26 protein-coding genes are annotated in these 26588 nt (G+C 55.9%); 12 read left to right on the forward strand and 14 right to left on the reverse strand.

Annotated elements, in window-relative coordinates; genetic code table 11:
* The first annotated feature begins 118 nt into the window (after positions 1–118).
* From LQ945_RS13345 to LQ945_RS13355, 3 genes are all read left to right on the forward strand, one after another.
* Entirely contained in the window at positions 119–958 is an 840-nt protein-coding gene (locus LQ945_RS13345; protein WP_044554285.1) for an ABC transporter substrate-binding protein, read from the forward strand.
* A 78-nt stretch (positions 959–1036) separates the two neighbouring features.
* Positions 1037–1762, forward strand: coding sequence for an amino acid ABC transporter permease (locus LQ945_RS13350; protein ID WP_270100949.1), 726 nt, complete (start codon positions 1037–1039; stop codon positions 1760–1762).
* Between the two features lies 1 nt (position 1763).
* Complete coding sequence (locus LQ945_RS13355; protein ID WP_270100950.1) at positions 1764–2504, forward strand: amino acid ABC transporter permease; 741 nt, start codon at positions 1764–1766, stop codon at positions 2502–2504.
* On the opposite strand, the gene yieH is transcribed toward LQ945_RS13355, so the two are convergent.
* A complete protein-coding gene (yieH, locus tag LQ945_RS13360; RefSeq protein WP_270100951.1) occupies positions 2497–3162 on the reverse strand; it encodes a 6-phosphogluconate phosphatase in 666 nt (221 codons plus the stop codon). The two genes, LQ945_RS13355 and yieH, sit on opposite strands and share 8 nt — an antisense overlap.
* A gap of 224 nt (positions 3163–3386) precedes the next feature.
* Between yieH and LQ945_RS13365 the strand changes: the two genes are divergently transcribed.
* Positions 3387–4724: an NCS2 family permease gene (locus tag LQ945_RS13365; RefSeq protein WP_270100952.1), complete on the forward strand. Its 1338-nt coding sequence runs from the start codon at positions 3387–3389 to the stop codon at positions 4722–4724.
* A 37-nt stretch (positions 4725–4761) separates the two neighbouring features.
* Here the strand turns inward: LQ945_RS13365 and LQ945_RS13370 are convergent, their stop codons facing one another.
* From LQ945_RS13370 to rpmH, 10 genes are all read right to left on the reverse strand, one after another.
* Positions 4762–5811 carry a hypothetical protein gene (locus tag LQ945_RS13370; protein ID WP_270100953.1) on the reverse strand — a complete coding sequence of 350 codons (1050 nt, stop codon included), beginning with the start codon at positions 5809–5811 and terminating at the stop codon, positions 4762–4764.
* A gap of 96 nt (positions 5812–5907) precedes the next feature.
* Positions 5908–6474, reverse strand: coding sequence for an NADPH-dependent FMN reductase (locus LQ945_RS13375; protein WP_270100954.1), 567 nt, complete (start codon positions 6472–6474; stop codon positions 5908–5910).
* Between the two features lie 179 nt (positions 6475–6653).
* On the reverse strand, positions 6654–7379 hold the full coding sequence (locus LQ945_RS13380) for a 4'-phosphopantetheinyl transferase family protein (RefSeq protein WP_044554290.1): 726 nt from the start codon (positions 7377–7379) through the stop codon (positions 6654–6656).
* A gap of 96 nt (positions 7380–7475) precedes the next feature.
* A complete protein-coding gene (locus LQ945_RS13385; RefSeq protein ID WP_044554291.1) occupies positions 7476–8789 on the reverse strand; it encodes a lysine N(6)-hydroxylase/L-ornithine N(5)-oxygenase family protein in 1314 nt (437 codons plus the stop codon).
* A 143-nt stretch (positions 8790–8932) separates the two neighbouring features.
* Positions 8933–9733: an MBL fold metallo-hydrolase gene (locus LQ945_RS13390; RefSeq protein WP_044554292.1), complete on the reverse strand. Its 801-nt coding sequence runs from the start codon at positions 9731–9733 to the stop codon at positions 8933–8935.
* 155 nt (positions 9734–9888) lie between these two features.
* Positions 9889–11253, reverse strand: coding sequence for a tRNA uridine-5-carboxymethylaminomethyl(34) synthesis GTPase MnmE (gene mnmE, locus LQ945_RS13395; RefSeq protein WP_270100955.1), 1365 nt, complete (start codon positions 11251–11253; stop codon positions 9889–9891).
* A gap of 101 nt (positions 11254–11354) precedes the next feature.
* Entirely contained in the window at positions 11355–12992 is a 1638-nt protein-coding gene (gene yidC, locus LQ945_RS13400; protein ID WP_262241687.1) for a membrane protein insertase YidC, read from the reverse strand.
* 2 nt (positions 12993–12994) lie between these two features.
* On the reverse strand, positions 12995–13252 hold the full coding sequence (yidD, locus tag LQ945_RS13405; RefSeq protein ID WP_012004505.1) for a membrane protein insertion efficiency factor YidD: 258 nt from the start codon (positions 13250–13252) through the stop codon (positions 12995–12997).
* A complete protein-coding gene (rnpA, locus tag LQ945_RS13410) occupies positions 13216–13575 on the reverse strand; it encodes a ribonuclease P protein component (protein WP_004950547.1) in 360 nt (119 codons plus the stop codon). Before rnpA ends, yidD begins: the two co-directional genes overlap by 37 nt.
* An 18-nt stretch (positions 13576–13593) precedes the next feature.
* Positions 13594–13734: a 50S ribosomal protein L34 gene (rpmH, locus tag LQ945_RS13415; protein WP_004093983.1), complete on the reverse strand. Its 141-nt coding sequence runs from the start codon at positions 13732–13734 to the stop codon at positions 13594–13596.
* A 681-nt stretch (positions 13735–14415) separates the two neighbouring features.
* On the opposite strand from rpmH, the gene dnaA reads away from it, so the two are divergent.
* From dnaA to yidA, 5 genes are all read left to right on the forward strand, one after another.
* The gene (dnaA, locus tag LQ945_RS13420; protein WP_048824038.1) at positions 14416–15813 is read left to right on the forward strand and encodes a chromosomal replication initiator protein DnaA; all 1398 of its coding nucleotides are present in this window, start codon (positions 14416–14418) and stop codon (positions 15811–15813) included.
* Positions 15814–15817: 4 nt separating this feature from the next.
* Positions 15818–16918 (forward strand): DNA polymerase III subunit beta, encoded by a 1101-nt coding sequence (gene dnaN / locus LQ945_RS13425; RefSeq protein WP_044554296.1) that lies wholly within the window; start codon positions 15818–15820, stop codon positions 16916–16918.
* A gap of 45 nt (positions 16919–16963) precedes the next feature.
* Positions 16964–18049: a DNA replication/repair protein RecF gene (gene recF / locus LQ945_RS13430; RefSeq protein ID WP_012004508.1), complete on the forward strand. Its 1086-nt coding sequence runs from the start codon at positions 16964–16966 to the stop codon at positions 18047–18049.
* 18 nt (positions 18050–18067) lie between these two features.
* On the forward strand, positions 18068–20482 hold the full coding sequence (gene gyrB, locus LQ945_RS13435) for a DNA topoisomerase (ATP-hydrolyzing) subunit B (RefSeq protein ID WP_044554297.1): 2415 nt from the start codon (positions 18068–18070) through the stop codon (positions 20480–20482).
* Between the two features lie 123 nt (positions 20483–20605).
* Positions 20606–21421, forward strand: coding sequence for a sugar-phosphatase (yidA, locus tag LQ945_RS13440; protein WP_044554298.1), 816 nt, complete (start codon positions 20606–20608; stop codon positions 21419–21421).
* Positions 21422–21464: 43 nt separating this feature from the next.
* Here the strand turns inward: yidA and LQ945_RS13445 are convergent, their stop codons facing one another.
* Both LQ945_RS13445 and LQ945_RS13450 read right to left on the reverse strand, forming a co-directional pair.
* Complete coding sequence (locus tag LQ945_RS13445) at positions 21465–22406, reverse strand: ornithine cyclodeaminase family protein (protein WP_044554299.1); 942 nt, start codon at positions 22404–22406, stop codon at positions 21465–21467.
* Complete coding sequence (locus LQ945_RS13450; protein WP_044554300.1) at positions 22393–23361, reverse strand: threonine/serine dehydratase; 969 nt, start codon at positions 23359–23361, stop codon at positions 22393–22395. Before LQ945_RS13450 ends, LQ945_RS13445 begins: the two co-directional genes overlap by 14 nt.
* Before the next feature lie 172 nt (positions 23362–23533).
* Between LQ945_RS13450 and LQ945_RS13455 the strand changes: the two genes are divergently transcribed.
* The gene (locus tag LQ945_RS13455) at positions 23534–24814 is read left to right on the forward strand and encodes a DUF3748 domain-containing protein (protein ID WP_044554301.1); all 1281 of its coding nucleotides are present in this window, start codon (positions 23534–23536) and stop codon (positions 24812–24814) included.
* Between the two features lie 34 nt (positions 24815–24848).
* Here the strand turns inward: LQ945_RS13455 and LQ945_RS13460 are convergent, their stop codons facing one another.
* Entirely contained in the window at positions 24849–25193 is a 345-nt protein-coding gene (locus LQ945_RS13460; RefSeq protein WP_044554302.1) for a YceK/YidQ family lipoprotein, read from the reverse strand.
* 303 nt (positions 25194–25496) lie between these two features.
* On the opposite strand from LQ945_RS13460, the gene ibpA reads away from it, so the two are divergent.
* Positions 25497–25910: a small heat shock chaperone IbpA gene (ibpA, locus tag LQ945_RS13465; RefSeq protein ID WP_044554303.1), complete on the forward strand. Its 414-nt coding sequence runs from the start codon at positions 25497–25499 to the stop codon at positions 25908–25910.
* A gap of 98 nt (positions 25911–26008) precedes the next feature.
* Positions 26009–26437: a small heat shock chaperone IbpB gene (ibpB, locus tag LQ945_RS13470; protein ID WP_044554304.1), complete on the forward strand. Its 429-nt coding sequence runs from the start codon at positions 26009–26011 to the stop codon at positions 26435–26437.
* The last annotated feature ends 151 nt before the right edge of the window (positions 26438–26588 follow it).

The raw sequence follows: 26588 nt of genomic DNA on the forward strand, positions 1-26588 counted from the left end.
CTGTTTAAAACCCTTAAAGACAAAAAGGTTATAAATATAGCTTTTTATATTATTTCCTGACCTAAGTGGGTCTTGCTAGCTTAGCAGCCAGCAGGACATCAACCCTTAGGAGCTCTCCATGAAACATCGCGCTTTGGCCTTAACCTTATTAGCCAGCCTGACCAGCCTCGCCACCGGTGCCGCGCATGCGGACAAACTCGACGACATCAAGAAAGCCGGCGTAGTGCGTATCGCGGTGTTCGACAGCAATCCGCCGTTTGGTTATATCGACCCGCAGAGCAAAAAGCTGGTGGGTTACGATGTGGATGTCGCCGATGCGATCGGCAAAGCGCTGGGCGTGAAGGTTGAGCTGCGAGCCACCAACCCGGCCAACCGCATTCCTTTGCTAGTATCGAAAAAGGTCGATCTGATTGCCGCTAACTTCACCATTACCGACGAGCGCGCCAAGGAAGTGAACTTCAGCGTGCCGTATTTCGCCACCGGCCAGAAATTCATCGCCCATAAAGGCGTGCTGAAAACCCCGGAAGATATCAAAAAGCTGCGTATTGGCGCGGACAAAGGCACGGTGCAGGAAATTACCCTGCGCGAACATTATCCGACGGCGAAAGTGATCTCTTACGACGACACCCCGCTGGCGTTCGTGGCGCTGCGTAACGGTAACGTGCAGGCGATCACCCAGGATGACGCCAAGCTGGTGGGCCTGCTCGGCAACCTGCCGGCTGCCCAGAAAGCGGACTTCGAGATCTCGCCGTTCAGCATTACCAAAGAGTACCAGGGGGTTGGCATTCCCAAAGGCGAAGATCGCCTGACCGCCAGCGTTAACGACACGCTGATCAAACTGGAAAAAGACGGTGAAGCGGTGAAAATCTACAATCGCTGGTTCGGGCCGGAAACCAAAACCGCTCAACCGCGCGGCGACTTCACTATCGCTCCTCTGGATCAGCAGCCTAAGGCCTGATTCTGGGGATCGTGAAGTCAGAACGGAGGGGCGCAGCTTGCTGCGCCCTTGGCGCATGGTGCAAAACAAGGATTAGGCATGAATCTGCAACAACTCTCAGACTGGCTGCTGGCGCCGCAGTATCTGAGCTGGTTATGGGATGGCTTCCTGCTGACGCTGTGGCTTTCCGCCTGTGCGAGCCTGGCAGCCACGCTGCTGGGCTTTTTACTGACGGCGATGCGTGACAGCCGCCTGAGGGTGCTGCGCTGGCTGGCGGTCGGTTACAGCTCACTGTTTCGCAATACGCCGCTGCTGGTGCAGCTGTTCTTCTGGTATTTCGCCGCCGGGCAGATTTTGCCGTCCGCCGCCATGCAGTGGCTGAATACGCCACACCATATCGGCCCGCTTGAGTGGCCCTCGTTTGAATTTCTGGCCGGTTTCTTCGGCCTGACGCTTTACTCCACCGCTTTTATCGTCGAAGAGATCCGCTCAGGCATCCGTGGCGTCGCCAGCGGACAAAAGTACGCCGCCAACGCGCTGGGGCTGACCGGATGGCAGGCCATGCGCTATGTGGTCCTGCCGCAGGCGCTGAAAATTGCCATGCCGCCGCTGCTGGGCCAATACATGAACGTAATAAAAAACTCCTCGCTGACCATGGCGATCGGCGTGGCCGAACTTTCCTATGCTTCTCGTCAGGTAGAAACCGAGACGCTACGCACCTTCCAGGCCTTTGGCGTGGCGACGGTGTTGTATATCGCCATCATTGCGCTATTGGAAGGCTGGGGCATGTGGCGGCAGCAGCGTAAACCGCTGGGAGGACATTAAGATGGATTTCAGCATCATTTACGACAACCTGGGATATCTGCTGTGGGGCACCTGGCCGGATGGGCCGCTGGGGGGCGCGGCGCTGACACTGGCTATCAGCCTGATGGCTGGGGTGGCTTCGGCTATTCTCGGCACGCTGCTGGGAGTGGCATTGGCGATGTCACGCGGCGTGGTGGCCGGGCTGTTGGCGGCGGTTTTGGGCTTTTTCCGCGCAATTCCGGTGATCATGCTGATTTTCTGGACCTATTTCCTGCTGCCCATCGTTTTTGGCGTAGATATTCCGGAAATTACCACGGTGGTTTGCGCTCTGGCGTTGATCGCCTCCGCTTATCTGGCGCATGCGGTGAAAGCCGGCATTGCCGCCATCGGGCCGGGGCAGTGGCAGGCCGGGTTATCGTTGGGCCTGACCCGCTGGCAAACGCTGTGGCTGATCGTCCTGCCGCAGGCGCTGCGCATGATGGTGCCGTCGTTTATCAACCAGTGGATTTCGCTGATTAAGGACACCTCCTTGGCCTATATCGTCGGCGTCGGCGAACTGACCTTTCTGGCGACCCAGGTCAACAACCGCAGCATGGTGTATCCGATGGAGGTATTCCTGTTTATCGCGTTAGTGTACTTCGTGTTCTGCCTGGCGTTGGATCTGCTGGCCAATGCGGTCAATCGCCGCTACAGCCCGCAGACCCGGGCTGTAAAACGGTCATGGCGTTGGTGGCGCAATAAACCGCCGTTGCCGGCTAGTTAGTCAGCTGCCAGCCGCGTTCACGCCAGAGCGCCGGTAACTGCGCCAGGTCGTCGAATGCGGTGACCAAAGGGTGATCGATCGGCTGGTTATGCGGATCGGCGCAGAAGTAAAACACCGGGATCCCGGCGGCGATCCCGGCCTGCGCGCCGGCGGCGGAATCATCCACCAGGATGCAGCGTTCCACCGGCACCTGCATTTTTTCGGCGGCATGGAACACAATGGCCGGATCCGGCTTCCAGCGTTGGATGTCATAGCCGCTGAACAACCGGTCATCAAAATAGTGCAGCATATCGGTCAGGCCGAGTGAGTGTTGCATCTTGCTGACCGGGCCGTTGGAAACGGTGCACATCGGCACCTTCACCTGCGCCAGCAGTTCACGCGCCCCGGCGATTTGTTGCAATTCGCTATCGAACAGACGGGCCACTTCCTGACGGTACAGCGGCTCTAGCTCCTCTTTTGCCAGCGTGGTGCCCTGTTGTGCATTAACCTGTTCGATAATCTCGTACAGCTTCACCCCTTTGAATCTTCTGAACACTTCGTCCAGCGACAGGTGGATGCCGTAGTGGGCAAACATGTGCACATAGGCTTTGCTGCACAGCACTTCGCTGTCCACCAGCGTGCCGTCGCAATCAAACAAAATACAGTCAATCTGGTTCATCAGGGTCAGTGTCCTTCGAGTCAACAGCGATAATGCCACTTTAACCGCATCAGGCAGGATTGCGACTGCTGAATCCTGATTTTCCGATGAATATCAGCAAATACAACCTGTTGGGATTTATAGCCGTAAAGACGGCGAAAAAAACCTGTGAGCGGCGTCAAAACCCTGACTTTTTGTTATAGGATAGCCGGCGACTGTCCATTCCCCTCTTCGGAATTCTGATAATGAGCAAACCAGTATCTGGCCTTGACGTCGAGCAAGGCTTGCTTGGGCGCGTGTTTAAACTCAAGCAACATGGCACAACGGCGCGTACGGAAACGATTGCCGGTATTACTACCTTCTTGACCATGGTGTATATCGTGTTCGTTAACCCCCAAATCCTGGGCGCGGCGGGCATGGATACGCAGGCAGTATTCGTGACAACCTGTCTGATTGCCGCTTTCGGCAGCATTTTCATGGGCCTGCTGGCGAACCTGCCGGTAGCGCTGGCACCGGCGATGGGCCTCAATGCGTTCTTCGCGTTTGTGGTGGTCGGCGCGATGGGCATCTCATGGCAGATCGGCATGGGCGCCATTTTCTGGGGGGCAGTCGGCTTATTGCTGCTGACCATTTTCCGCATCCGCTACTGGATGATTGCCAATATTCCGATGAGCCTGCGGGTGGGCATTACCAGCGGTATCGGTCTGTTTATCGGCATGATGGGGCTGAAAAACGCCGGTATTGTGGTGGCTAACCCGGACACGCTGGTGACCATCGGCAGCCTGACTTCGCACAACGTGCTGCTCGGCGCGCTGGGCTTCTTTATCATCGCGGTATTGTCTTCACGCAATTTCCATGCGGCAGTGCTGATTTCTATTGTGGTCACTACGCTGATCGGTTGGGCGCTGGGGGATGTGAAATACGGCGGTGTCTTCTCGATGCCCCCGAACATTACCTCGGTAGTGGGTCAGGTTGATCTGGCTGGGGCGTTGAATATTGGCCTGGCCGGGGTGATTTTCTCCTTTATGCTGGTCAACCTGTTCGACTCCTCAGGCACCCTGATTGGCGTGACCGACAAGGCCGGGCTGACGGATGACAAGGGCAAGTTCCCGCGCATGAAGCAGGCGCTGTATGTCGACAGCATCAGTTCGGTAGCCGGTTCCTTTGTGGGCACTTCTTCGGTTACCGCCTATATTGAAAGTTCCGCCGGGGTGTCCGTCGGTGGCCGTACCGGCCTGACCGCCGTGGTAACCGGCATCCTGTTCCTGCTGGTGATTTTCCTGTCGCCGCTGGCGGGTATGGTGCCGGCTTATGCCGCAGCCGGCGCGCTGATCTACGTTGGCGTGTTGATGACCTCCAGCCTGGCGCGGGTGAAGTGGGATGACCTGACCGAAGCCGTTCCGGCGTTCGTCACGGCAGTCATGATGCCGTTCAGCTTCTCGATCACCGAAGGTATTGCGCTTGGCTTTATTTCCTACTGCGTGATGAAGCTCGGGACCGGTCGCTGGCGCGAAATCAGCCCATGCGTGGTGGTAGTGGCGCTGTTGTTTGTACTGAAAATTGTGTTTGTAGACGGCCATTAATACGGCAAGGGCCGACGCTGGTCGGCCCTGTTATCTTTTAGGCACCCGGCGTCGCATCGGGAGCCTGCTGCAACATCCACTGTAAAGGCCGTTTAAAACGGGCCCGCCAGCCGCCGTCAGGATCCTCTCCCTGAGAAAAATGCAGCGTTTCAACCTGGTTATTCTCACTGAACAAATTGGCGAAATGCATCGCCAGCGCCTGATCGCTGAAGTTTTGCCGATCGTAATATGCCACCACCAACCGCTTATTGGCCGCCAGCGATTGCTGAGCCTGCTTGATCTCACCATTGGGGGCGATCAGCATCGCGCCTGCATAAAGCTGCGGGTATTTGGCCAGCAGATTGGCGGCGTGCAGCGCTCCTTGCCCACGAGCGGTCAGGTAGATCCGTTGCGGATTGAGCTTTAACTCCGCGGCCGGCTGCAAAGCCCGCTGGATCGCGCTTTGAGTGCTTTCGTCACTGTAATTTGACCAGCGGAAGCTGTTCTCCGACAGCATCTGGGTACCGTTGATCTCGACATAGGCCACGCCCATCTCGCTAAACAACAAACGCTCTTCGGGCGTGATACCGGCGCTCTTGCCGTAGGTATGCAGGTACACCACCGTTGGCCAGCCACCGGCAGGCGGTGTGCCTTCAGGAATGGCATAGCTGGCTTTGCCTTCGTACCAATGCGCATGTTGCAGGTAACGGGCTTTGGTGACCGCCAAAATTGATTGATAGGTCCTGCTGTGCTGAATGCTATTGAAGGCGTCGTCCTCCAACAGGTTGTAGTAATACCACAACCCGCGATCGGCACTCAGTTGCAGATAGCGTTCAGCCAATTCGGTTTGGCCCTTTTCCGCCGAAGAGGCCGCCAGTTGATAGGGGGCCCATATGTTCCGCCCGTCTTCACGCATCAGCGTCAGGTACAGCGACATGGCCGCAATCCTTTTGTCTTCCTGGCCCTGTGCGGTACGTGGATATTGGGCATTCAACGGGCTATGTACCGGCAGCTCGATCGGCTCTTCTCCGGCGGGATAACGCATTTCTGTGGCTAATAGTGGTCTGGTGATGAAAGCCAGTAATATGGCTAATATGAAAAAATACATAATTTAATGACTTTATTTTTAATGGGTTATAGGTAGATCTCTCGTTGGTGTGACGCCTTCAGTTAATTTTTCTCCGAAGGCGTCTGTAAAAGGCGTTTATTTCAGACGACGAATATAATCGTTGAATGCGGACAGCTGTCCGGTCAGGAAGTCCAGCGTGCCCTGGTCAATCAACTCCCCAGCCTGAGCATCCACTTTATTCTGGATCACGCCGCCCATAAATTCCGGCTTGTTCATCACCATGGCATCGAGAAACACCAGGATCTGGCGCAGGTGATACTGGCAGCGCGCGCCACCAATCGGCCCCATAGAGCTGGTCTGAATGGCTACGGGCTTACCGGCTAACGGCTGGTTCGGCAGGCGGGACAGCCAGTCGATGGCGTTTTTTAACCCGCCCGGCACCGAGTAGTTATATTCCGGGGTAACGATGATAACGCCGTCCGCCTGACGGATTTGCTCTGCGATCGCTTCCACTGCAGCAGGGAAACCTTCTTCCTGTTGCACATCGGCATCGTACAGCGGGATATCACGGATTGAAGGAAGCGCTTCGATGGTGACGCCTTGTGGCGCAAGGCCCGGCAGGGCATTGGCGACCATGGCGTTGTACGAGCCTTTACGCAGGCTGCCGAGCAGGGTAACGATTTTTAATGCTTGGTCTGACATGGTGATTCTCCCTTTCGAATGAACAGATTCAGCTTAGAACATCAGGAGATAGTAGGGCAAAGCTGCAGGAGAGAATAGATGATTGCTGAATATTTAGCTGACTTTACAGTTTTATGCAGAAATTTATGCGTTAAAGAAAGTTTTATCTCAGGGTTTCGCCGCAGGGTAAGCGGTTGATGTCAGCGGTTAAGTGACAGGCTGGTCAGTTTGATAAAGCGGGTGGAACTGGCCGGTGCGCGTGGAGAGATCTCGCCGTTTTTCTGCAGGCCTTTATGGGTTTCATACTGCCAACATACCAAGCGTTCGAGAACAGGTTCGCGCGCGCAAGCCCAGCTCAGATATTCGTCGGCATCGCTCATCACCTGAACCTGGGGGGTGATGCTGGATCGCAGGTGACCGGAAAAAGGGTGCAGCAGCAGCGTCGATTGCCCGCTGTTACCCAGGCCGGAAATTTTCAACACGCTTTGACGGATGCTCCACAGCTGCGTTTCCGCCTCCAGCCGATCGTATTGCGCACTGATCCAGGCACTTTCCGCCGGCGTTTGAAATTGGTCTTGCAGTCTTTTCTGTTGCCCGCCCCGGGCGCGCATGACTTCAATATCCAGCCCCACCTTGCCTTCATCGCTTAACAAAACCCCGACCGTATCGCTGGCGTAGGCCAGGCTGAAATCAGGCAGGTGGTTATCGACAAAACAGGGACGACCGGTCGGGGTGGTAGCGATGGGGGGCAATGTCGGCAGGCCGTAGAGATAAAACATCATTTCGGCGAGCAGGATGCGCCCCTGCAGAAAGCGTTGGCGGCGTTTAACGGAAAAAGCAGCGGTAGCAGCGACGATCTCGGCGGAGAGTCTCCGGGTATCCAGTGCGGTGGACGTGGGGATCCATCGGGCAAAATGACACGCCATTACTCACTCCATACCAGAGGGGTTGCTGAAAACGCAGGGGAGTTAGATTAAGCATAAGTCGAGGATTTATCATCAAAAAACAGTATGCGTTTTATCCTATTTATCTGTTTGAGTAATATCATTGTCCGGGGCAGCGTCACTCCACCATTGGATCAGCGAGGCGTTTGGCGCCAGATCAAAATGGGGTTTACCGAGCAGATGATTGAGAATGCGTGCTGAGCGCCAGGCCATCAGGCTGAGCCCGCCTTCCGCGCTGCCGTGGCTGTGGATACCGGCATTCACCGCATAAATGCGATTCTGCTCAGGCCCCTGCCATTCGAGGTTAAAATCGGGCAGTAACGGCAAGTGTTGTTGGTCGTCGAAAGGAATGCGTGGCAACAGGGGTTTCAAATAGGCAGGGAGTGAAGGGCGATAACCGGTGGCTAAAATGACGACATCGGCATTAAATCCTTCCTGGCGATTTTCAAGACCGTGTCGGGTTCGCAATTGGAACCCTTTGCCCGTCGGCTCGATCGCCAGCAGCGTGCGATGCGGCAAAAGACGCACGTTGCGCGGCTGGTGCATCACATCGAAACGCATATAAAGCTCCCGGTACAAAGTACGTAACGTATGGTTGCTAATACCGTCGGCCGGCAGTTTCTGAGTCTTGAGTTCGCGCTCGCGGATGTCCTGCGGCAGCGTATAAAAATAATCGACGTACTCCGGAGTGAAATATTCATTGGTGAAGGCTGACTCATCCAGCGGCTGAAAATTGGGCCGACGGGAAATCCAGTCGAGCTGGGCCGGTTCGCCCCAGTGACCCCGCAGCGCATTCAGAAAAATATCGGCACCGCTTTGGCCGCCGCCAATTACCGCCACCCGCTTACCGGTCAGATCCGGATTACGAAGGGCGATTTCGGCGGCATGCAGGCAGTTTTCGCCCAGCGCCGGATAAAATTCGGCCGGCAGCCAGGGATCGTGGCCGGTGCCCAGACAGATATTCTTCGCCCACAGGGTTTGGTCGAGGGTGCGTACTTCGAACAGCTGTTTGTCATCGTCAAAATCAATGCTTTCAACCGACTGGGAAAACTGTAACCCTTCTAATCTATTACAGGCCCAGCTCAAATAATCAGAGAACTCTTCGCGACTGATGATTTGCTGTTCGGTGATCAAAAAACGATAAATTTTTTTCTGCTCGACCAGGTAATTGATAAAGGAGAATTGGCTGCGAGGCGTTACCGCGGTGACCAGGTCCTGCAGGACATAGGTCTGCATATAAGCGGAAGGTAACAGCATACCGGGATGCCAGCGGAAGCTGGCGTTGCGATCGAGAAAGGCATAATTAAGGGCACCACTTTCATAGGCCAGCGCCGCCAGGCTGAGGTTGAACGGGCCCAGGCCAACGCCGAGTAAATCCAGTGGTTCATTCATTTTTTCTTATCTCTTTGATGGAAATCGCTGAGATTAAGCTTAGGTGAATTTTGGTAAGGGGGGAGAGATAGAGGTCGCTTGTCGGTTACCTCTCCTGCCATGCTACGTGGCAGGAGGCGAAAACCAGCTGGCTTGTCAGCGTCTTATTCCAGCACGAAAGTGTCTCCGGTCGCGGGTGACACCATCTCCGGTAACCACAGGCGTCCCCAGGTTCCGGTGCAATGGCAGCCCATTAATTTCTCTGGTTTTTGCTGATGAAGAAAATGCCTTACCCGCCATAGCGTACGCGGCGACGCGCAGCGCAGATGAAAACCGCCGATCAACGCGTGGATCCGATCGATCCCAGTGATTTTCTGGCAGTGACGCACGATGTGAATGATCCCACGATGCCCACAACCGGTAATAATCACCAGTCCGCGATCGGATTTATAAATCAGCACGCCTTCGTCGATGACATAATCCACCCCTGCATTTTCCCCGGCAATCACCCCATAAGCGCGCGGTGCGGGTACTGCGATTTCGCCTGACCACATAAAGCGATCGCTGATAGGCAGCGGCTGGCGGCTGTACTCCATGCGGTGGCGTGAGTAATCGATATCCAAAGAGAGCTTTTTGATTTTTCGGCTGTGGCCCAGCACCTTCAGCGCCGCATAGCGCTCGTCGCCGATCTGCGGATGGCAGATGATGCGGCTGTCGTCAGGCAGCCAGGGGACGCCGCCGCAGTGGTCATAGTGGCCATGAGAGAGCACGGTTGCGGTTATTGTGGAGAGATCGACGCCCATCAGCCGTGCATTGTGCAGGAAGCTGCTATCAGGGCCGGTATCAAATAAAACGCTGGCAGTTTCATCCTGAAGCAGCAGGCTTAATCCGGCCTTGGCCAGCAGTGACGGATTTGCGCCGGCGGCGCGGCGGTTTTCCAGCAGCACCTTGAAGGTTAATGCCATCTTTGCTCGTTCCTGAGAGGGATCCCTGACCCACCAGTATATCGTAGAGGGTTGTGACGGCTCTGTGAGCCAAGGCGCAGAGCGGGGCAAAGAAAAACGGCCAGAACAAAGGCTTGTCCTGGCCGTGAATAGGTCGGTCGTTGCGTTACCGCCGCTTATTTACCGATACAGAAACTAGAGAAAATGCGTCCCAGCAGGTCATCGGAGGTGAATTCGCCGGTGATTTCACTCAGCGCTTGCTGCGCCAGTCGCAATTCTTCGGCCAGCAGCTCCCCCGCGTAAGCGCTCACTAACTGTTCTTTGCCCTCGACCAGATGCTGGGCCGCTTGCTCAAGTGCCTGCAGGTGGCGGCGGCGCGCCAGGAAACCGCCTTCCATATTGCTGGTGAAGCCCATACTCTGCTTCAGGTGGTCTCGCAGCAGGTCGATACCTTCACCGGTACGCGCCGATAGGCGAATAAGTGAGTGACCATTTACTTCTGTCATACCCAAGGTTTCACCGGTGATGTCGGCTTTGTTGCGCACCACGGTGATAGGTAGACGATGTGGCAGGCGGGCCATAAACTCCGGCCAAATCTCTGCCGGCTCGGTCGCCACGGTGGTGGTGCCATCGACCATGAACAGCACGCGGTCGGCCTGTTCGATCTCGTTCCACGCACGTTCGATACCGATACGCTCCACTTCGTCGCTGGCTTCGCGCAGGCCGGCGGTGTCGATGATGTGTAAAGGCATGCCGTCGATGTGAATATGCTCGCGCAGCACGTCGCGAGTGGTGCCGGCGATATCGGTGACGATAGCCGCTTCGCGACCGGCCAGTTCGTTCAACAGGCTGGATTTACCGGCGTTAGGACGGCCGGCGATCACCACTTTCATCCCTTCGCGCAGCAGGCTGCCCTGACGCGCTTCTGCGCGTACGTTGTCCAGGTCGGCCATGACTCCATTGAGCTGCGCTTCGATTTTACCGTCAGACAGGAAGTCGATTTCCTCATCCGGGAAGTCGATCGCTGCTTCTACGTAGATTCGCAGGTGAGTAAGTGCTTCCACAAGTTGATTGATGCGGGTGGAGAACGCCCCCTGCAGCGAGTTCATGGCAGAACGCGCCGCCTGTTCAGAGCTGGCGTCGATCAGGTCGGCAATCGCTTCGGCCTGTGCCAGATCCAGTTTGTCATTAAGGAAGGCACGCTCGGAAAACTCGCCGGGACGAGCGATACGCACGCCGGGCAGCGCCAGTACGCGTTTGAGCAGCAAATCGAGGATAACCGGCCCGCCGTGGCCTTGCAGTTCCAGCACGTCTTCGCCGGTAAACGAGTTCGGGCCCGGAAACCACAGCGCGATGCCCTGATCCAGGGTGGCGCCTTCGGCATCACGGAAGGGCAGATAATCGGCGTAACGCGGCTTCGGCAGTTTGCCGAGCAGGGCCTGGGCTACGTCTTTGGCGCCACGGCCGGAAATACGCAAAATGCCGACGCCGCCGCGTCCCGGCGGGGTGGCTTGGGCTACGATGGTATCGGTGGTGCTCATAGTGATTCTCTCTGACGATTCAATATGCAAAAAGGCGGTCTTAATGACCGCCTCTTATCTTTTGCTGCAAGGGTTCAGCGCGCCGAACCCCTACAATACGCTTAGGTCTTTTTCTTGTCGCGGCTGTGCAGACCACGTTTTTCCAGGCCGCGGTAAATCAGCTGCTGCTGGAGGATGGTCACCAGGTTACTGACGATGTAGTACAGCACCAGACCTGACGGGAACCACAGGAAGAACACTGTGAAGATCACCGGCATAAAGGTCATGATTTTCTGCTGCATCGGGTCAGTGACGGTGGTTGGCGACATCTTCTGGATGAAGAACATCGTCACGCCCATCAGGATTGGCAAGATGTAGTACGGGTCTTGCGCCGACAGGTCATGGATCCACAGGGCGAACGGCGCATGGCGCAGCTCAACCGAGCCCATCAACATGTAGTACAGCGCCAGGAAGATTGGCATCTGGATAACCAGCGGCAAACACCCACCCAACGGGTTCACTTTCTCAGACTTGTACAGCGCCATCATTTCCTGGCTCATGCGCTGTTTGTCATCACCGATACGCTCACGCATCGCCTGCAGTTTTGGCTGCAGCATGCGCATTTTGGCCATCGAGGTGTACTGCGCTTTGGTCAGCGGGTACATGATGCCACGCACGATGAAGGTGATGATGATAATGGAGAAGCCCCAGTTACCGATAAAGCCGTGGATAAACTTCAGCAATTTGAACAGCGGCTGAGAGATGAACCACAACCAACCGTAATCCACGGTCAGATCCAGGTGCGGCGCCAGTTGGGCCATCTGGTCCTGCAGTTCCGGACCCACCCACAGGGTGGCATTCAGCTGCTGCTGCGCACCAGGCTGCACCACTACCGGAGTAGATTTGAAGCCAATGGTGGACAGGTTGTCGCCAGGCTTGGCGGTATAGAAGGTGTTGCTGCCCTGAGTTGCCGGTACCCATGCGGTGGCGAAGTACTGTTGCAGCATGGCAACCCAACCGCCCTGCGTGGTGACACTCAGGTTTTCGTCCTTATCGAACGCATATTTCTGGTATTTGTCTTCGCTGGAAGAGTACGCCGCACCACGGAAGGTGTGCAGAGCGAAGTTGTTGCTGCCGGTGTCACGGTGCTTAGGCAGCTCGGTCGTCTGCTTCAGTTGGCCGAACAGGGTCAGTTCCAGCGGGGTGGTGCCTTTGTTGTCGACGTTGTAGTCAACAGCAACTGCGTAATGATTACGCTTGAGCACGAAAGTCTTGGTGTAGATTGCGCCGTCTTTACCGGTAAAGGTCAGCGGAATGCGCAGCTCTTCCTGGCCTTCCGGCAGGGTGTAGCTGTCCTGCGCCGCCTGGTACAGAGGACGTTCGCCGTTTGCCGGGTTATCCGGACCGTTTCTGCCGGTCAGGCCGCTTTGCGCCTGATAAACAAATGACGGTGTGGTTTCCAGCAGTTGGAATGGCGTCGATGAACCCAGAGTGTCCGGGTAAGCCAACAGTTTAGCCTGCTCGATATCACCACCACGGGTGTTGATGGTCAGCGACAGCACGTCAGTATTAACGGTAATCAGTTTACCCTGACCACTGGCTGGAACTGCTGAGCTTGCGGCATCACCGGTAGCAGTGTTCGAAGTCTGTTGCGTGGTCTGGGCGACTGGTTGCGGAGCGTTGTCCGTTTGCCAGGCTTGCCAGATCATGAAAGACACGAACAGCAGAGCGATGAGGAGAAGATTGCGTTGCGAATCCATCGTTAGTGTTCTCTGTTATCGTCGGGTTTCGGCGGCACGGGATCATCGCCACCTGGGTTCAAGGGGTGGCATTTTAATACGCGTTTCAATGCTAACCAACTGCCTTTTATCATGCCAAACCTGCTTAATGCCTCAATTGCGTAATGAGAGCATGTCGGCTGGAAGCGACAACGAGGCCCAAGCAGCGGACTGATGACGAGCTGGTAAGCCCGCACCAGCCCGATCAGGATGCGGGAGCCTGGCGACAGTGGCGACGCCATAATTTTTCCAAAGCTTCCGTCAGCGCGCGGTTATCCAAATCCGCTATCCCTTTTTTGGCCACCACGACAAAATCCATCGCCGGTAACTCGTGCTGACGTAAGCGGAAGCTTTCGCGGGTTAGGCGTTTGATCCGATTGCGTTCATGCGCGCGTTTGACGTGTTTTTTGGCGACGGTAAGACCGATGCGGGGATGCCCCAGCTGGTTCAGGCGGCCGAGGATGGTGATTTGCGGCGTGCCAGCCCGTTGTGGCTGCTGGAAGACGAAAGTGAAATGAGTGGGAGTTAACAAACGTAACTCCCTGGGAAAAGCTAGCTTAACCACTCAGCGGGTTAGCTTTTATTACTTAGAAACAGTCAGACGAGTACGGCCTTTCGCACGACGGCGGGCCAGAACTTGACGACCATTTTTGGTTGCCATACGAGCACGGAAGCCGTGGCTACGGTTGCGCTTCAATACGGACGGTTGGAAAGTGCGTTTCATGGCGATTTCTACCTAAACTTAAATAATTACTGATCAGTAAACGCGTTTGGCTATTCGGCGTGAAGACGACCGACGCCTCAATCGCAATATATAAAGAGGCGGGATTGTAATAATTGTACAGTCCTGAGTCAATTCACATCGCGCTAGCCTACCTGGTTGTCTGCCAATACGGAGTAAAATCCGGTTTTGGCCCGTGGTCACCGCAGAATCCTGTCTGGTTAATGACACACCATTAAGGAACCAGGCACACACGTAGGGCGAAGATTATACGGACTCGGGGGTAAATCGCAAGGATCCCGACGCGATCCTTGTGGCTAAAGCCAAGGATCCGACGTGGATAACAGGGTATAACCGGTTGACAATGTAAAAAATGCCGTTCTTCAGACGAGATTTTGCCTGCAATTTTGCGTGACTGGCGAAAAGATCGCCGCAGGCCGGGGCCTGTGGATAAAATGGATCTAATCTGTGATGAAGGGGAGGATCTCTTGCGCGGATTGCGCTATGATCCGTCATTCCGATCGCGATCTCTCAAGCGGGGATCGTGAGGGACATAAACCGTGAAAGGCGGTTCGCATCCCCCACAGGCAAACAGCCGATGCCGGGTATGTGTCAAAAATCATGAGTTATAAAAAATTAGCCTGATTCTTTTCTTTTATTGATCTTGTTCGAGTGGAGTCCGCCGTGTCACTTTCGCTTTGGCAGCAGTGTCTTGCCCGATTGCAGGATGAGTTACCTGCCACAGAATTTAGTATGTGGATACGCCCATTGCAGGCGGAACTGAGTGACAACACCCTGGCGCTGTATGCGCCAAATCGTTTTGTGCTGGATTGGGTTCGCGATAAGTACTTAAACAATATCAATGGCCTGTTGAATGATTTCTGCGGTACGGATGCCCCCTTGCTGCGTTTTGAAGTGGGCAGCAAACCGCTCTCCCAAATCATCAGCCAGACCGTTACCGCCAGCGTGAGTGCAAGCGCACCCAGCGCACCGGTAGCGCGAGCCGTGGCACCGTCCCGTCCCAGCTGGGACAACGCGGCTCCTCAGCCTGAACTTTCCTACCGCTCCAACGTTAACCCAAAGCATACCTTTGATAACTTTGTTGAGGGTAAATCCAACCAGTTGGCGCGCGCGGCGGCCCGCCAGGTGGCGGATAACCCGGGCGGTGCCTATAACCCGTTGTTCCTGTATGGCGGCACCGGCCTGGGTAAAACGCACCTGTTGCACGCGGTAGGCAACGGCATCATGGCCCGCAAGGCCAACGCCAAAGTGGTCTATATGCACTCTGAACGCTTTGTTCAGGACATGGTCAAAGCCTTGCAGAACAATGCCATTGAAGAATTTAAGCGTTATTACCGCTCGGTCGATGCGCTGCTGATCGATGACATCCAATTTTTTGCCAATAAAGAGCGTTCGCAGGAAGAATTCTTCCATACCTTTAACGCCCTGTTGGAAGGCAATCAGCAGATTATCCTGACCTCAGACCGCTACCCCAAAGAGATTAACGGCGTGGAAGATCGCCTGAAGTCTCGCTTCGGTTGGGGGCTGACGGTGGCGATCGAGCCGCCTGAGCTGGAAACCCGCGTGGCGATCCTGATGAAAAAGGCCGACGAGAACGATATCCGTCTGCCAGGCGAAGTGGCGTTCTTTATCGCCAAGCGCCTGCGTTCCAACGTGCGTGAGCTCGAAGGGGCGCTGAACCGCGTGATTGCCAACGCAAACTTTACCGGCCGTGCCATTACCATTGATTTCGTGCGTGAAGCGCTGCGCGATCTGCTGGCTCTGCAGGAAAAGCTGGTCACCATCGATAATATTCAAAAGACGGTGGCGGAATACTATAAAATTAAAGTCGCGGATTTGTTGTCCAAGCGGCGTTCGCGTTCCGTTGCCCGCCCGCGCCAAATGGCGATGGCATTGGCAAAAGAACTCACCAACCACAGCCTGCCAGAAATCGGCGATGCGTTTGGTGGCCGCGACCATACCACGGTGTTGCACGCCTGCCGGAAGATTGAGCAGCTGCGTGAGGAAAGTCACGACATCAAAGAAGATTTCTCCAATTTAATCAGAACATTATCTTCCTAGCGCTATGAAATTTATCGTTGAACGTGAGCATCTGCTAAAACCGCTGCAACAGGTGAGCAGCCCGCTGGGCGGTCGCCCAACCTTGCCAATTCTGGGTAACCTGCTGTTGCAGGTGACGGAAGGCTCCCTGCTGCTGACCGGCACCGATCTGGAGATGGAGATGGTGGCGCGCGTTGCCCTGTCCCAGCCCCATGAAGCGGGCGCGACTACCGTCCCCGCGCGTAAATTCTTTGATATCTGCCGTGGCCTGCCTGAAGGGGCCGAGATCACCGTAACGCTTGAAAGCGAGCGCATGCTGGTGCGTTCCGGCCGCAGCCGCTTCTCACTTTCTACGCTGCCGGCGGCGGATTTCCCGAACCTGGACGACTGGCAGAGCGAAGTTGAATTTTCGCTGCCGCAGGCGACGCTGAAGCGCCTGATTGAAGCCACGCAGTTCTCGATGGCTCATCAGGACGTGCGTTACTACTTAAACGGCATGCTGTTCGAAACCGAAGGGGAAGAGCTGCGTACCGTGGCGACCGACGGTCACCGCCTGGCTGTGTGCTCGATGCCGATCGGCCAGGAATTGCCGTCACATTCGGTGATCGTGCCGCGTAAAGGCGTGATGGAGCTGGTGCGTCTGCTGGACGGTGGCGAGACCTTGCTGCAACTGCAGATCGGCAGCAACAACATTCGCGCTCACGTCGGTGACTTTATCTTCACCTCCAAGCTGGTTGATGGCCGTTTCCCTGATTATCGTCGCGTATTGCCGAAGAACCCGGACAAAACGCTGGAGGCCGGTTGCGACCTGCTCAAGCAGGCGTTTGCCCGTGCGGCCATTTTGTCGAACGAAAAGTTCCGCGGCGTGCGCCTGTACGTTAGCCAAAACCAGCTCAAGATCACCGCCAACAACCCGGAACAGGAAGAAGCGGAAGAGATCCTCGATGTCAGCTACGACGGCACCGAGATGGAGATTGGTTTCAACGTCAGTTACGTGCTGGACGTCTTGAACGCGCTCAAGTGTGAAGATGTGCGCCTGCTGCTGACCGACTCGGTTTCCAGCGTGCAGATCGAAGACGGTGCCAGCCAGGCGGCGGCTTACGTCGTCATGCCAATGCGGTTGTAGTCTCGTTACCTTGAATTACAGCACCGTCATCGGTAAAGAGATTGCATGGCTCTGACGCGTTTACTGATTAAAGACTTCCGCAATATAGAAGCGGCGGATTTGGCGCTGGCGCCGGGATTCAACTTCCTGGTTGGCGCCAACGGCAGCGGGAAAACCAGCGTGCTTGAGGCGGTGTATACCCTTGGGCACGGGCGTGCATTTCGCAGCCTGCAGGCCGGTCGGGTGATCCGCCACGACCAGCCGGAGTTCATTTTGCACGGCCGCATTGACGGTGCAGAACGTGAAATTTCCGTAGGATTAAGCAAGAGCCGTCAGGGGGACAGCAAGGTACGCATCGATGGCAGCGACGGCCACAAAGTGGCTGAACTGGCGCAGCTGTTGCCAATGCAATTGATTACCCCCGAAGGTTTTACCCTGCTAAACGGCGGGCCGAAATTCCGGCGCGCCTTCCTGGACTGGGGTTGTTTTCATAACGAACCCGGTTTTTTCACCGCCTGGAGCAACCTGAAACGGTTACTGAAGCAGCGCAATGCCGCGCTGCGCCAGGTCAGTCGCTATGCGCAAATCCGCGCCTGGGATCAGGAACTGATCCCGTTGGCAGAGCGCATCAGCGAGTGGCGGGCAGCTTACAGCGACGCGATTGCCGCGGATATTACCGCGACGTGCGCGCAGTTTTTGCCCGAATTTGCCCTGAGTTTCTCTTTCCAGCGCGGCTGGGACAAAGAGAGCGACTACGGAGAGCTGCTGGAGCGCCAGTTTGAGCGCGACAGGGCGTTAACCTATACCGCGGTGGGGCCGCATAAGGCGGACTTCCGCATCCGTGCCGACGGCACGCCGGTAGAGGATTTGTTATCGCGCGGTCAGCTTAAATTGCTGATGTGCGCATTGCGCTTAGCGCAGGGTGAGTTTCTCACCCGGCAGAGCGGGCGGCGTTGCCTGTATCTGATTGATGATTTTGCCTCCGAGCTGGACACCGGCCGTCGCCGGTTGCTGGCCGATCGCCTGAAAGCCACCCAGGCCCAGGTCTTTGTCAGTGCCGTGAGCGCTGAACAAGTGACCGATATGGCCGGTGAAAAGGGCAAGATGTTCCGCGTGGAACAAGGTAAAATAGAGGTTCAACCACAGGACTAAAATGAGCGAGAAACGTTGATGTCGAATTCTTATGACTCCTCAAGTATCAAGGTATTAAAAGGGCTGGACGCGGTGCGTAAGCGCCCGGGCATGTATATCGGCGACACCGATGATGGCACCGGTCTGCACCACATGGTATTCGAGGTTGTGGACAACGCTATCGACGAAGCACTCGCTGGCCACTGTAGTGACATTCAGGTGACCATCCATGCCGACAACTCCGTTTCGGTACAGGATGATGGCCGTGGTATCCCAACCGGTATTCACGAAGAGGAAGGGGTTTCCGCAGCACAGGTGATCATGACCGTGCTGCACGCCGGCGGCAAATTTGATGACAACTCCTACAAGGTGTCCGGCGGTCTGCACGGCGTGGGCGTCTCCGTTGTTAACGCCCTGTCTGAGAAGCTGGAACTGGTGATCCGTCGTGAAGGCAAGGTGCACGAGCAAACCTACGCCATGGGCGAGCCGCTGTCGCCGCTGAAAGTGGTCGGTGAAACCGATCAGACCGGTACCACGGTCCGTTTCTGGCCGAGCTATGAAACCTTCACCAACAATACCGAATTTGAGTACGACATCCTGGCCAAGCGCCTGCGCGAACTCTCTTTCCTGAACTCCGGCGTGTCTATCCGCCTGAAAGACAAACGTACCGACAAAGAAGACCACTTCCACTACGAAGGCGGTATCAAGGCGTTTGTTGAATACCTGAACAAGAACAAAACCCCGATCCACCCGAACGTGTTCTACTTCTCGACCGTGAAAGACGACATCGGCGTGGAAGTGGCGCTGCAGTGGAACGACGGTTTCCAGGAAAACATCTACTGCTTCACCAACAACATCCCGCAGCGTGACGGTGGTACCCATCTGGTCGGTTTCCGTACCGCGATGACCCGTACCCTGAACAGCTACATGGATAAAGAAGGCTACAGCAAAAAGGCCAAAATCAGCGCCACCGGCGACGATGCGCGTGAAGGTCTGATTGCCGTGGTCTCGGTGAAGGTGCCGGATCCGAAGTTCTCTTCTCAGACCAAAGACAAGCTGGTGTCTTCCGAGGTTAAAACTGCGGTTGAAACGCTGATGAACGAGAAGCTGGTCGACTATCTGATGGAAAACCCGGGCGATGCGAAAATCGTCGTCGGTAAAATCATCGATGCGGCGCGTGCTCGTGAAGCGGCGCGTAAAGCACGTGAAATGACCCGTCGTAAGGGCGCGCTGGATCTGGCCGGCCTGCCGGGTAAACTGGCGGACTGCCAGGAACGTGACCCTGCGCTGTCTGAACTGTACCTGGTGGAAGGGGACTCAGCGGGCGGCTCTGCCAAGCAGGGGCGTAACCGTAAGAACCAGGCGATCCTGCCGTTGAAAGGTAAAATCCTCAACGTAGAGAAGGCGCGCTTCGACAAGATGCTGTCTTCGCAGGAAGTGGCGACGCTGATCACCGCGCTGGGTTGCGGCATTGGCCGTGACGAGTACAACCCGGACAAACTGCGCTATCACAGCATCATCATCATGACCGATGCCGACGTCGACGGCTCGCACATCCGTACGCTGCTGTTGACCTTCTTCTACCGCCAGATGCCGGAAATCATCGAGCGCGGCCACGTGTTCATTGCTCAGCCGCCTCTGTACAAAGTGAAAAAAGGCAAGCAGGAACAGTACATCAAAGATGACGAGGCGATGGATCAATACCAAATCGCCATCGCGATGGACGGCGCTACCCTGCACATCAACGCCAGCGCCCCGGCGCTGGGCGGTGAGCAACTGGAAAAACTGGTTGCCGAACACTACAGCGTGCAGAAGCTGATCGGTCGTATGGAGCGTCGCTACCCGCGCGCGCTGCTGAACAACCTGATCTATCAGCCAACTCTGCAAGAAGAGGATCTGAGCGATCAGGCCAAGGTTAAGACCTGGATTGATTCTCTGGTGAAACTGCTGAATGACAAAGAGCAGCACGGCAGCAGCTATGACTCGGTGATCTTCGAGAACCGCGAACGCCAGATGTTTGAGCCGGTGTTGCGCATTCGTACCCACGGTGTGGATACAGACTACGCGCTCGACTTCGACTTTATCCACGGTGGCGAGTACCGCAAAATCTGCGTGCTGGGCGAGAAACTACGCGGCCTGATCGAAGAGGGGGCCTTCATCGAACGTGGTGAGCGCCGTCAGCCGATTGAAAGTTTCGAGCAGGCATTGGAGTGGCTGGTGAAAGAGTCACGTCGCGGCCTGGCGGTACAACGTTATAAAGGTCTGGGCGAGATGAACCCAGAGCAGCTGTGGGAAACCACCATGGATCCGGAAAGCCGCCGCATGCTGCGCGTGACCGTGAAGGACGCCATTGCTGCAGACCAATTGTTCACCACCCTGATGGGTGATGCGGTTGAACCTCGTCGTGCCTTTATCGAAGAGAATGCCCTGAAAGCGGCCAATATCGATATCTAACGCATTGATGGCTGTGAAAATCCGCGCCGGGCAACCCGCGCGGATTTTTTTACGCCGTTTTTGACGCTGACACGGCAGGCTGAAACGCGTTAGCATGGGGAAAAACCACTGGGAGAGGCTCGAATGGCTATTGAACTGATTGCGATTGATATGGACGGCACGCTGCTCAACCCGCAGCACCAAATTACGCCGGCGGTAAAGCAGGCAATCACCGAGGCGCGCCGTAAAGGGGTGCATGTGGTGCTGGCCACCGGGCGGCCTTACGTCGGCGTGCAAGACTATCTGCGTCAGTTGGACATTCAGGGACCTGGTGATTTTTGTATTACCTATAACGGTGCGCTGGTTTTGAAGGCGGTAGATGGTGCCTGCATTCTGCAGGAAACGCTGGGCTTTGAGGATTATCTCTACTTCGAGCAGATGGCGCGCGAATTCGGCGTTCACTATCAGGCATTTGATTTCGATACGTTGTATACACCGAACAAAGATATCGGCAAATACACCGTGCATGAATCGGAGATGACCGGCATTCCGCTCAAGTACCGCAGCGTGGAAGAGATGGATCCGGCGATTCGTTTCCCTAAGTTGATGATGGTCGACGAGCCTGAGCTGCTGGATCGCGCCATCGCTCGCATCCCGGCTGAAACGCGGGAGCGTTATACCATTCTGAAAAGCGCGCCGTATTTCCTGGAGATCCTGCATAACAACGTGGATAAAGGGACCGGCGTAAAAATGCTGGCCGATCATCTCGGTATTGCACAGCAGAACGTGATGACGTTGGGCGATCAGGCCAATGACACCGCGATGATTGAGTATGCCGGCGTTGGCGTGGCCATGGGCAATGCCATTGAGGAACTGAAGGCGGTGGCGCAGTTTGTGACCACCACCAATACCGAAGACGGCGTGGCATATGCCATCGAGAAATTTGTGCTGAATGCCTAAAGTTGTTTTGCATCAGGGGGCGCAGCTGCGCCCCTTAATCCCGTTATAACCGCGCTAAAATTCCCTTCACAATCTGCACATCCTGAATCGCCAAGCCGGTCAGATCGGCCAGGGTGATTTGCTCCGGATCGTTGCGCACCTGCTTTCCTTGCGCCAGAGCGGTACCTAATTCGACGATGGGCATCGAAGCCAATAATCCCTGCCGATAAGCCGTGGCGATCTCGCCGTATTCGGTACATTGAGAAACAGAGTCTGCCAGCAAGACATCCGCCCTGGCCACCAGACCGCTCTCCAGTTCCTGTTTGCCGTGCGCATCGGCGCCGACCGCGGTGATGTGGGTGCCGGGCTGAATATCGGCAGCCCGCAGAATGGGCTCGCGGCTGGGTGTGGTGGTGATAATCAACCGGCAGTATGCCGCCAGCTCTGCCGCATCCTGGCTGATATTCACCCGGAAACCTTCGGCTTCAGCACTGCGACGGTAGGCTTGCAGCGCCTGCTCGCTGCGGCCCCATACCCAGACTTCCCGGCAGGCGGTCACAGATTTTAGCTGTTGCAACTGCAACAGGGCCTGCATACCGCAGCCGACGATACCTATTGCCGAGATCTCCGTCGGTGCGCACAGTTCGGCGACGATCCGCCCGGCCAAAGCGGTGCGTAATGCGGTTAACCAGCCTTCGTCCAGCAACAACGCCTGCGGTTCACCGGTATGTGCCGAGAAAGCCATCATCAGCCCTTGATTGCTGGCCAACCCTTGCGCCGGATTACGGTAAAAACCGGAGGAAACCTTGAGGACAAATTGCTCATCTCCTTCCAGCCACGCCGATTTAATACAGCAATCGCCGGCTGCCTGCTCAAACAGAAAATGTTGTACCGGCGGTTGCTGTACCTGCCGTTGTGAGTAGGCAATAAATCCTTCTTTTAGCAGTAAAGTGGTGGCATCTGCGTCGAAAGCTTCGAGTATCTGCCGTTTGTTAAGAATTTTCATCGGCGATCGCCTTGAGGTATTTCTCCAGCACGATGTTTTTTCCGCACAGGACCACGGCCACTTTTTTTCCCTGAAACTCCGGCGCCAATTTGATGGCGGCGGCTAAGGCTACCCCGGCAGCCCCTTCGACAATCCAGCGATCGCTGGCGGCAATTTGACGCATTGCCTGCTTGATTTCAGTTTCACTGACCAAGACTTTGCGGTCGATCAGCTGCTGACACAGAGGGAAGGTGATGGCGCCGGGCTCCACGCCCCCGGCAGTGCCGTCGGACAGGGTATCTTGTTCTTCCACCGGGAAAATATGGCCGGCTTCCAATGCGCTGTACATGCTGGTGGCGTTTTCCGGCCAGCAGGCAATTAGCTGTGTTTTCGGCGATAGTCGCCGCAAAACGCTGCCGATACCCGAAATATAGCCGCCGCCACCTACCGCGACAAACACCGCATCCAAATCCGGCTGTTGTTCGACCAGCTCCATGCCGCAGGTCCCCTGACCGGCGATGACTTGCTCGTCATTATAGGGGGAGACATAAGCCTTCCCTTGTTCCTGCGCCGCCTTTTCTCCCGCCTGCTCGGCATTTAGCGCATCGCCCGCCACCAGTTCCACCTGGGCGCCCAGAGCGCGAATGGTGTCGAGTTTTATCGCCGCTGCCGTCTCCGGCGCATAAACCTTGACCTCAATGCCCATCAACTTTCCCGCCAGTGCCATTGCCTGGCCGTGATTACCGCTGGAGGCGGCGATCACCCCGCGCAGGCGTTGCTCGTCACTCAGCAGCCGCAGCTTGTTGCTGGCGCCACGGAATTTAAAAGAGCCGGTAGGCTGCAGGTGATCGCATTTCAGATACAGCTCGCAACCCAACTGCTGCGACAGCAGCACGCTGCGTTCCAGCGGGGTCACACGAACCTGCGGGCGCAATTGCTGATGGGCGGAAACAATGGCATCGAATAAGTGGCTCATGGCGGCTCCGGTAAGAAGGTGTTTTTGTGGACTATAAAATCCAGTTTGTACTTTTTAGTATTTTTTGTAAACCCCAATCTGTCTGCGGGAAAGTGTGTCGATGGGCAATGTGAAGCCGCGCCCCAATCCGGTAAGATGGCGACTCAGTGCCAGCATGCGCAGGGGAGCCGCCATGAGCCATCGGGAAAAACAGCTGACTTTTGACCCACGTGGGCATCAGTTAACCAATATTAATATCTGGACGCCGGACAGCCAGTGGCTGGCTTACGACGTGCGCCCGAACGGTGCCTCCTTCACCGGCCTGAGCATTGAGCGGGTGAATGTCGATAGCGGCGTAGTCGAAGTCGTGTATCGCGCCCAACAGGGGGCCCACGTTGGCGTTGTGACCGTCAGCCCGGATGAACCGGCCCGCTATGCTTTCATTCATGGGCCTGAGCACCCGGACAGCGTCTGGCATTACGATTTTCACCATCGCCGCGGGGTGATCGTCAGCGAACCCGATCGTGAGCTGGCCATTACCCTGGATGCGATGGACATCACTCCCCCTTATACGCCGGGCGCACTGCGTGGCGGCACTCACGTACACGTGTTCAGCCCGGACGGCAGCCGCCTGAGCTTTACCTATAACGACCATGTGATGCATGAGCTGGATCGGGCGCAGGACCTGCGTAACGTTGGCGTGGCCGTGCCGTTGCAGGGGGTGAATCCGCCGAAGCAGCATCCACGTGAATATGACGGCAGCCACTACTGCGTGCTGGTGAGCGAGACCACGGCACAGCCGCAGCCCGGTAGCGATCAGATTAACCGCGCCTATGAAGAGGGCTGGGTCGGGCAAAGGGGTTATGTACGGCCCGATGGGAGTCAGCAGCGCTGGGCGCTGGCCTTTATCGGCGATACCCTTTCCAGCGGCGGTGAGAAGTTGCCGGAAGTGTTTATTGTGGATTTGCCGCAGGATGACGCGGATTACGCCAGGGCCGGTTCCCGGCCGCTGCAGGGGACCGAAAACAGCTTGCCTGCTCCGCCGCGTGGCGTGCGTCAGCGGCGGCTGACCTTTACCGGCGAGCGTCGTTATCCCGGCGTGGTAACCGCCCCACGTCACTGGTTGCGCAGCTCGCCAGACGGCAGCATGATTGCCTGTTTGATGAAGGATGATGCGGGTGTGGTGCAGTTATGGACAGTTTCGCCGAATGGCGGTGAACCACGGCAGGTCACTCGCGGCGATCAGGGGATCCAATCGGCGTTCAGCTGGCACCCGCAGGGTGGCCGGATTGCGCTGGTATGTGACAACAGCCTGATGCTGTGCGAGGTGGCCAGTGGCCGCATGCAGCGCCTGACTCAGCGGACGGCGCTGCCGCCATCGGGCGATGCTATCGTATTTTCACCGGATGGAAACAAAGTGGCCTTTATGCGCGAGGTCGACGGATTCAGCCAGATTTTTGTGGTTGAAGCCTGATCAACTGCGGGCCACAAGCCCGCAACTGCGTAGTTTACTGTGGGGTTGTCGTGGCGGCATGGGCAGGATCGCCGCTGGCGGCCAGATTCTGTTCTTCACCGCGCAAGATCCGCGCTCTGGGTGAGTCTGTGGTGCTGTCGCTGCCGGAGCGAATGTAGTCGTAAGGCAGCAATACGGTATCCATCACCGCCGAGAATGGCAGGTCCAACGCCACCAGCGGCATCATCGCCCAACTGGTATTGTCGTCCTTCAGCATATCCACGCTGGCACGGGTGCCAGGATAGTAACCCTGATTAGGGCCAGTATGACTCATTACGCTGGAGCAGCCGTTGGTCGCTAACAGCATGCAACTGGTTGCTATGACTCTTATCGTTTTCATTTTCCATCCTGCAGGGTGCTGTTCCCCAAAATCTGCTGATCTATAACATCCTCTGGATGTTTTAAAAGGAGCAAGGACCCGCTCTGTGGCGGTTGTCTCACTTTATTGTAAGGGATAAAAAAACTTTCGCCGAACTGATTGTCATTTTTTTGATCGTGGGCGGTTGAAATGGTGAAAGCGACCCCCATTTTCTTATCAGAGCCAAATTAAGAATTTGCCGTAAGGGAGTTCTGGCTATTTAGTCTGTCCATGATGGAAGACTTAATTATTCAACCTCGCTGAAGTGCCTTAGGAGGCTGTTTTATGCGTAACTTTGATCTTTCACCGCTTTACCGTTCCGCGATTGGATTTGACCGTTTGTTTAACGCGTTGGAGGCAGGACAGAGCCAAGGCAATGGCGGTTATCCACCCTATAACGTTGAGCTGGTAGATGAAAATCATTACCGCATTGCCATTGCGGTGGCCGGATTTGCCGAGCAGGAACTGGAAATCACTACCCAGGACAATCTGCTGATAGTCCGTGGCGCCCATAATAGTGAACCGGCGGAAAGAACCTACTTATATCAAGGTATTGCCGAGCGTAATTTTGAACGCAAATTCCAGCTGGCCGAGCATATCCAAATTAAAGGCGCCAAACTGGAAAACGGGTTGCTGTATATCGATATGGAACGCCTGGTACCGGAAACATTAAAACCGCGTCGTATAGAAATTAAATAATTCATATTTCATCGGCGAAACGTCTCGCTGGTGCAATGTTCATGCCTGCCGACAGGGGGCACTAAAAATTACCTCGCTTCATAGAAGGAGTTTACATCATGCGTAATTACGATCTTTCACCTTTACTGCGTCAGTGGATTGGTTTCGACAAGTTGGCCAGTTCAATGGGCGGCCAGGAGCCACAGGGGTTCCCGCCTTACAACATTGAGAAAACCGACGACAACCACTACCGCATTTCTCTGGCGTTAGCCGGGTTTAAACAAAGTGAGCTGGATATTGAAGTAGAAGGCCCACGCCTGACCGTACGTGGCAAGCCGACATCGCCAGAAAAACAGGTGGAATATCTGCATCAGGGGTTGGTGTTCAAAGACTTCAACCTGACCTTCACGCTGGCTGAACACCTGCAGGTCTCTGAGGCCAAGTTTGAAAACGGCCTGCTGCATATCGATCTGGTGCGTCATGTCCCAGAAGCTCTGCAGCCACAGCGTATCGCCATCGGCACCACGCCGGGGCTGGAAGCCAAATAACGCTTTGAAAAACGCATAGTTTTACCTATGCATTTCAGGCCGCAGAGGTTCGTACGGCGGCCTGAAAGAGAAAAGGTATCGACGGGGGAAGTCCAAACGGGCTTCCCCCGTTGCATTATGTGGCTCACCCCACAGTCGCGTTTTCCTACCT

Source organism: Serratia liquefaciens (genome assembly GCF_027594825.1).
Lineage (GTDB): Bacteria > Pseudomonadota > Gammaproteobacteria > Enterobacterales > Enterobacteriaceae > Serratia > Serratia liquefaciens_A.

Bases quoted from the DNA above. Each gene is read 5' to 3' on its own strand.
- LQ945_RS13370 (WP_270100953.1), bottom strand. From the start codon at position 5,811: ATGTATTTTTTCATATTAGCCATATTACTGGCTTTCATCACCAGACCA.
- LQ945_RS13450 (WP_044554300.1), bottom strand. From the start codon at position 23,361: ATGAGCCACTTATTCGATGCCATTGTTTCCGCCCATCAGCAATTGCGC.
- LQ945_RS13445 (WP_044554299.1), bottom strand. From the start codon at position 22,406: ATGAAAATTCTTAACAAACGGCAGATACTCGAAGCTTTCGACGCAGAT.
- LQ945_RS13455 (WP_044554301.1), top strand. From the start codon at position 23,534: ATGAGCCATCGGGAAAAACAGCTGACTTTTGACCCACGTGGGCATCAG.
- LQ945_RS13355 (WP_270100950.1), top strand. From the start codon at position 1,764: ATGGATTTCAGCATCATTTACGACAACCTGGGATATCTGCTGTGGGGC.
- dnaN (WP_044554296.1), top strand. From the start codon at position 15,818: ATGAAATTTATCGTTGAACGTGAGCATCTGCTAAAACCGCTGCAACAG.
- recF (WP_012004508.1), top strand. From the start codon at position 16,964: ATGGCTCTGACGCGTTTACTGATTAAAGACTTCCGCAATATAGAAGCG.
- yieH (WP_270100951.1), bottom strand. From the start codon at position 3,162: ATGAACCAGATTGACTGTATTTTGTTTGATTGCGACGGCACGCTGGTG.
- LQ945_RS13345 (WP_044554285.1), top strand. From the start codon at position 119: ATGAAACATCGCGCTTTGGCCTTAACCTTATTAGCCAGCCTGACCAGC.
- LQ945_RS13375 (WP_270100954.1), bottom strand. From the start codon at position 6,474: ATGTCAGACCAAGCATTAAAAATCGTTACCCTGCTCGGCAGCCTGCGT.
- ibpB (WP_044554304.1), top strand. From the start codon at position 26,009: ATGCGTAATTACGATCTTTCACCTTTACTGCGTCAGTGGATTGGTTTC.
- yidC (WP_262241687.1), bottom strand. From the start codon at position 12,992: ATGGATTCGCAACGCAATCTTCTCCTCATCGCTCTGCTGTTCGTGTCT.
- LQ945_RS13365 (WP_270100952.1), top strand. From the start codon at position 3,387: ATGAGCAAACCAGTATCTGGCCTTGACGTCGAGCAAGGCTTGCTTGGG.
- gyrB (WP_044554297.1), top strand. From the start codon at position 18,068: ATGTCGAATTCTTATGACTCCTCAAGTATCAAGGTATTAAAAGGGCTG.
- LQ945_RS13385 (WP_044554291.1), bottom strand. From the start codon at position 8,789: ATGAATGAACCACTGGATTTACTCGGCGTTGGCCTGGGCCCGTTCAAC.
- yidD (WP_012004505.1), bottom strand. From the start codon at position 13,252: ATGGCGTCGCCACTGTCGCCAGGCTCCCGCATCCTGATCGGGCTGGTG.
- LQ945_RS13380 (WP_044554290.1), bottom strand. From the start codon at position 7,379: ATGGCGTGTCATTTTGCCCGATGGATCCCCACGTCCACCGCACTGGAT.
- yidA (WP_044554298.1), top strand. From the start codon at position 20,606: ATGGCTATTGAACTGATTGCGATTGATATGGACGGCACGCTGCTCAAC.
- LQ945_RS13350 (WP_270100949.1), top strand. From the start codon at position 1,037: ATGAATCTGCAACAACTCTCAGACTGGCTGCTGGCGCCGCAGTATCTG.
- rpmH (WP_004093983.1), bottom strand. From the start codon at position 13,734: ATGAAACGCACTTTCCAACCGTCCGTATTGAAGCGCAACCGTAGCCAC.
- mnmE (WP_270100955.1), bottom strand. From the start codon at position 11,253: ATGAGCACCACCGATACCATCGTAGCCCAAGCCACCCCGCCGGGACGC.
- LQ945_RS13390 (WP_044554292.1), bottom strand. From the start codon at position 9,733: ATGGCATTAACCTTCAAGGTGCTGCTGGAAAACCGCCGCGCCGCCGGC.
- LQ945_RS13460 (WP_044554302.1), bottom strand. From the start codon at position 25,193: ATGAAAACGATAAGAGTCATAGCAACCAGTTGCATGCTGTTAGCGACC.
- ibpA (WP_044554303.1), top strand. From the start codon at position 25,497: ATGCGTAACTTTGATCTTTCACCGCTTTACCGTTCCGCGATTGGATTT.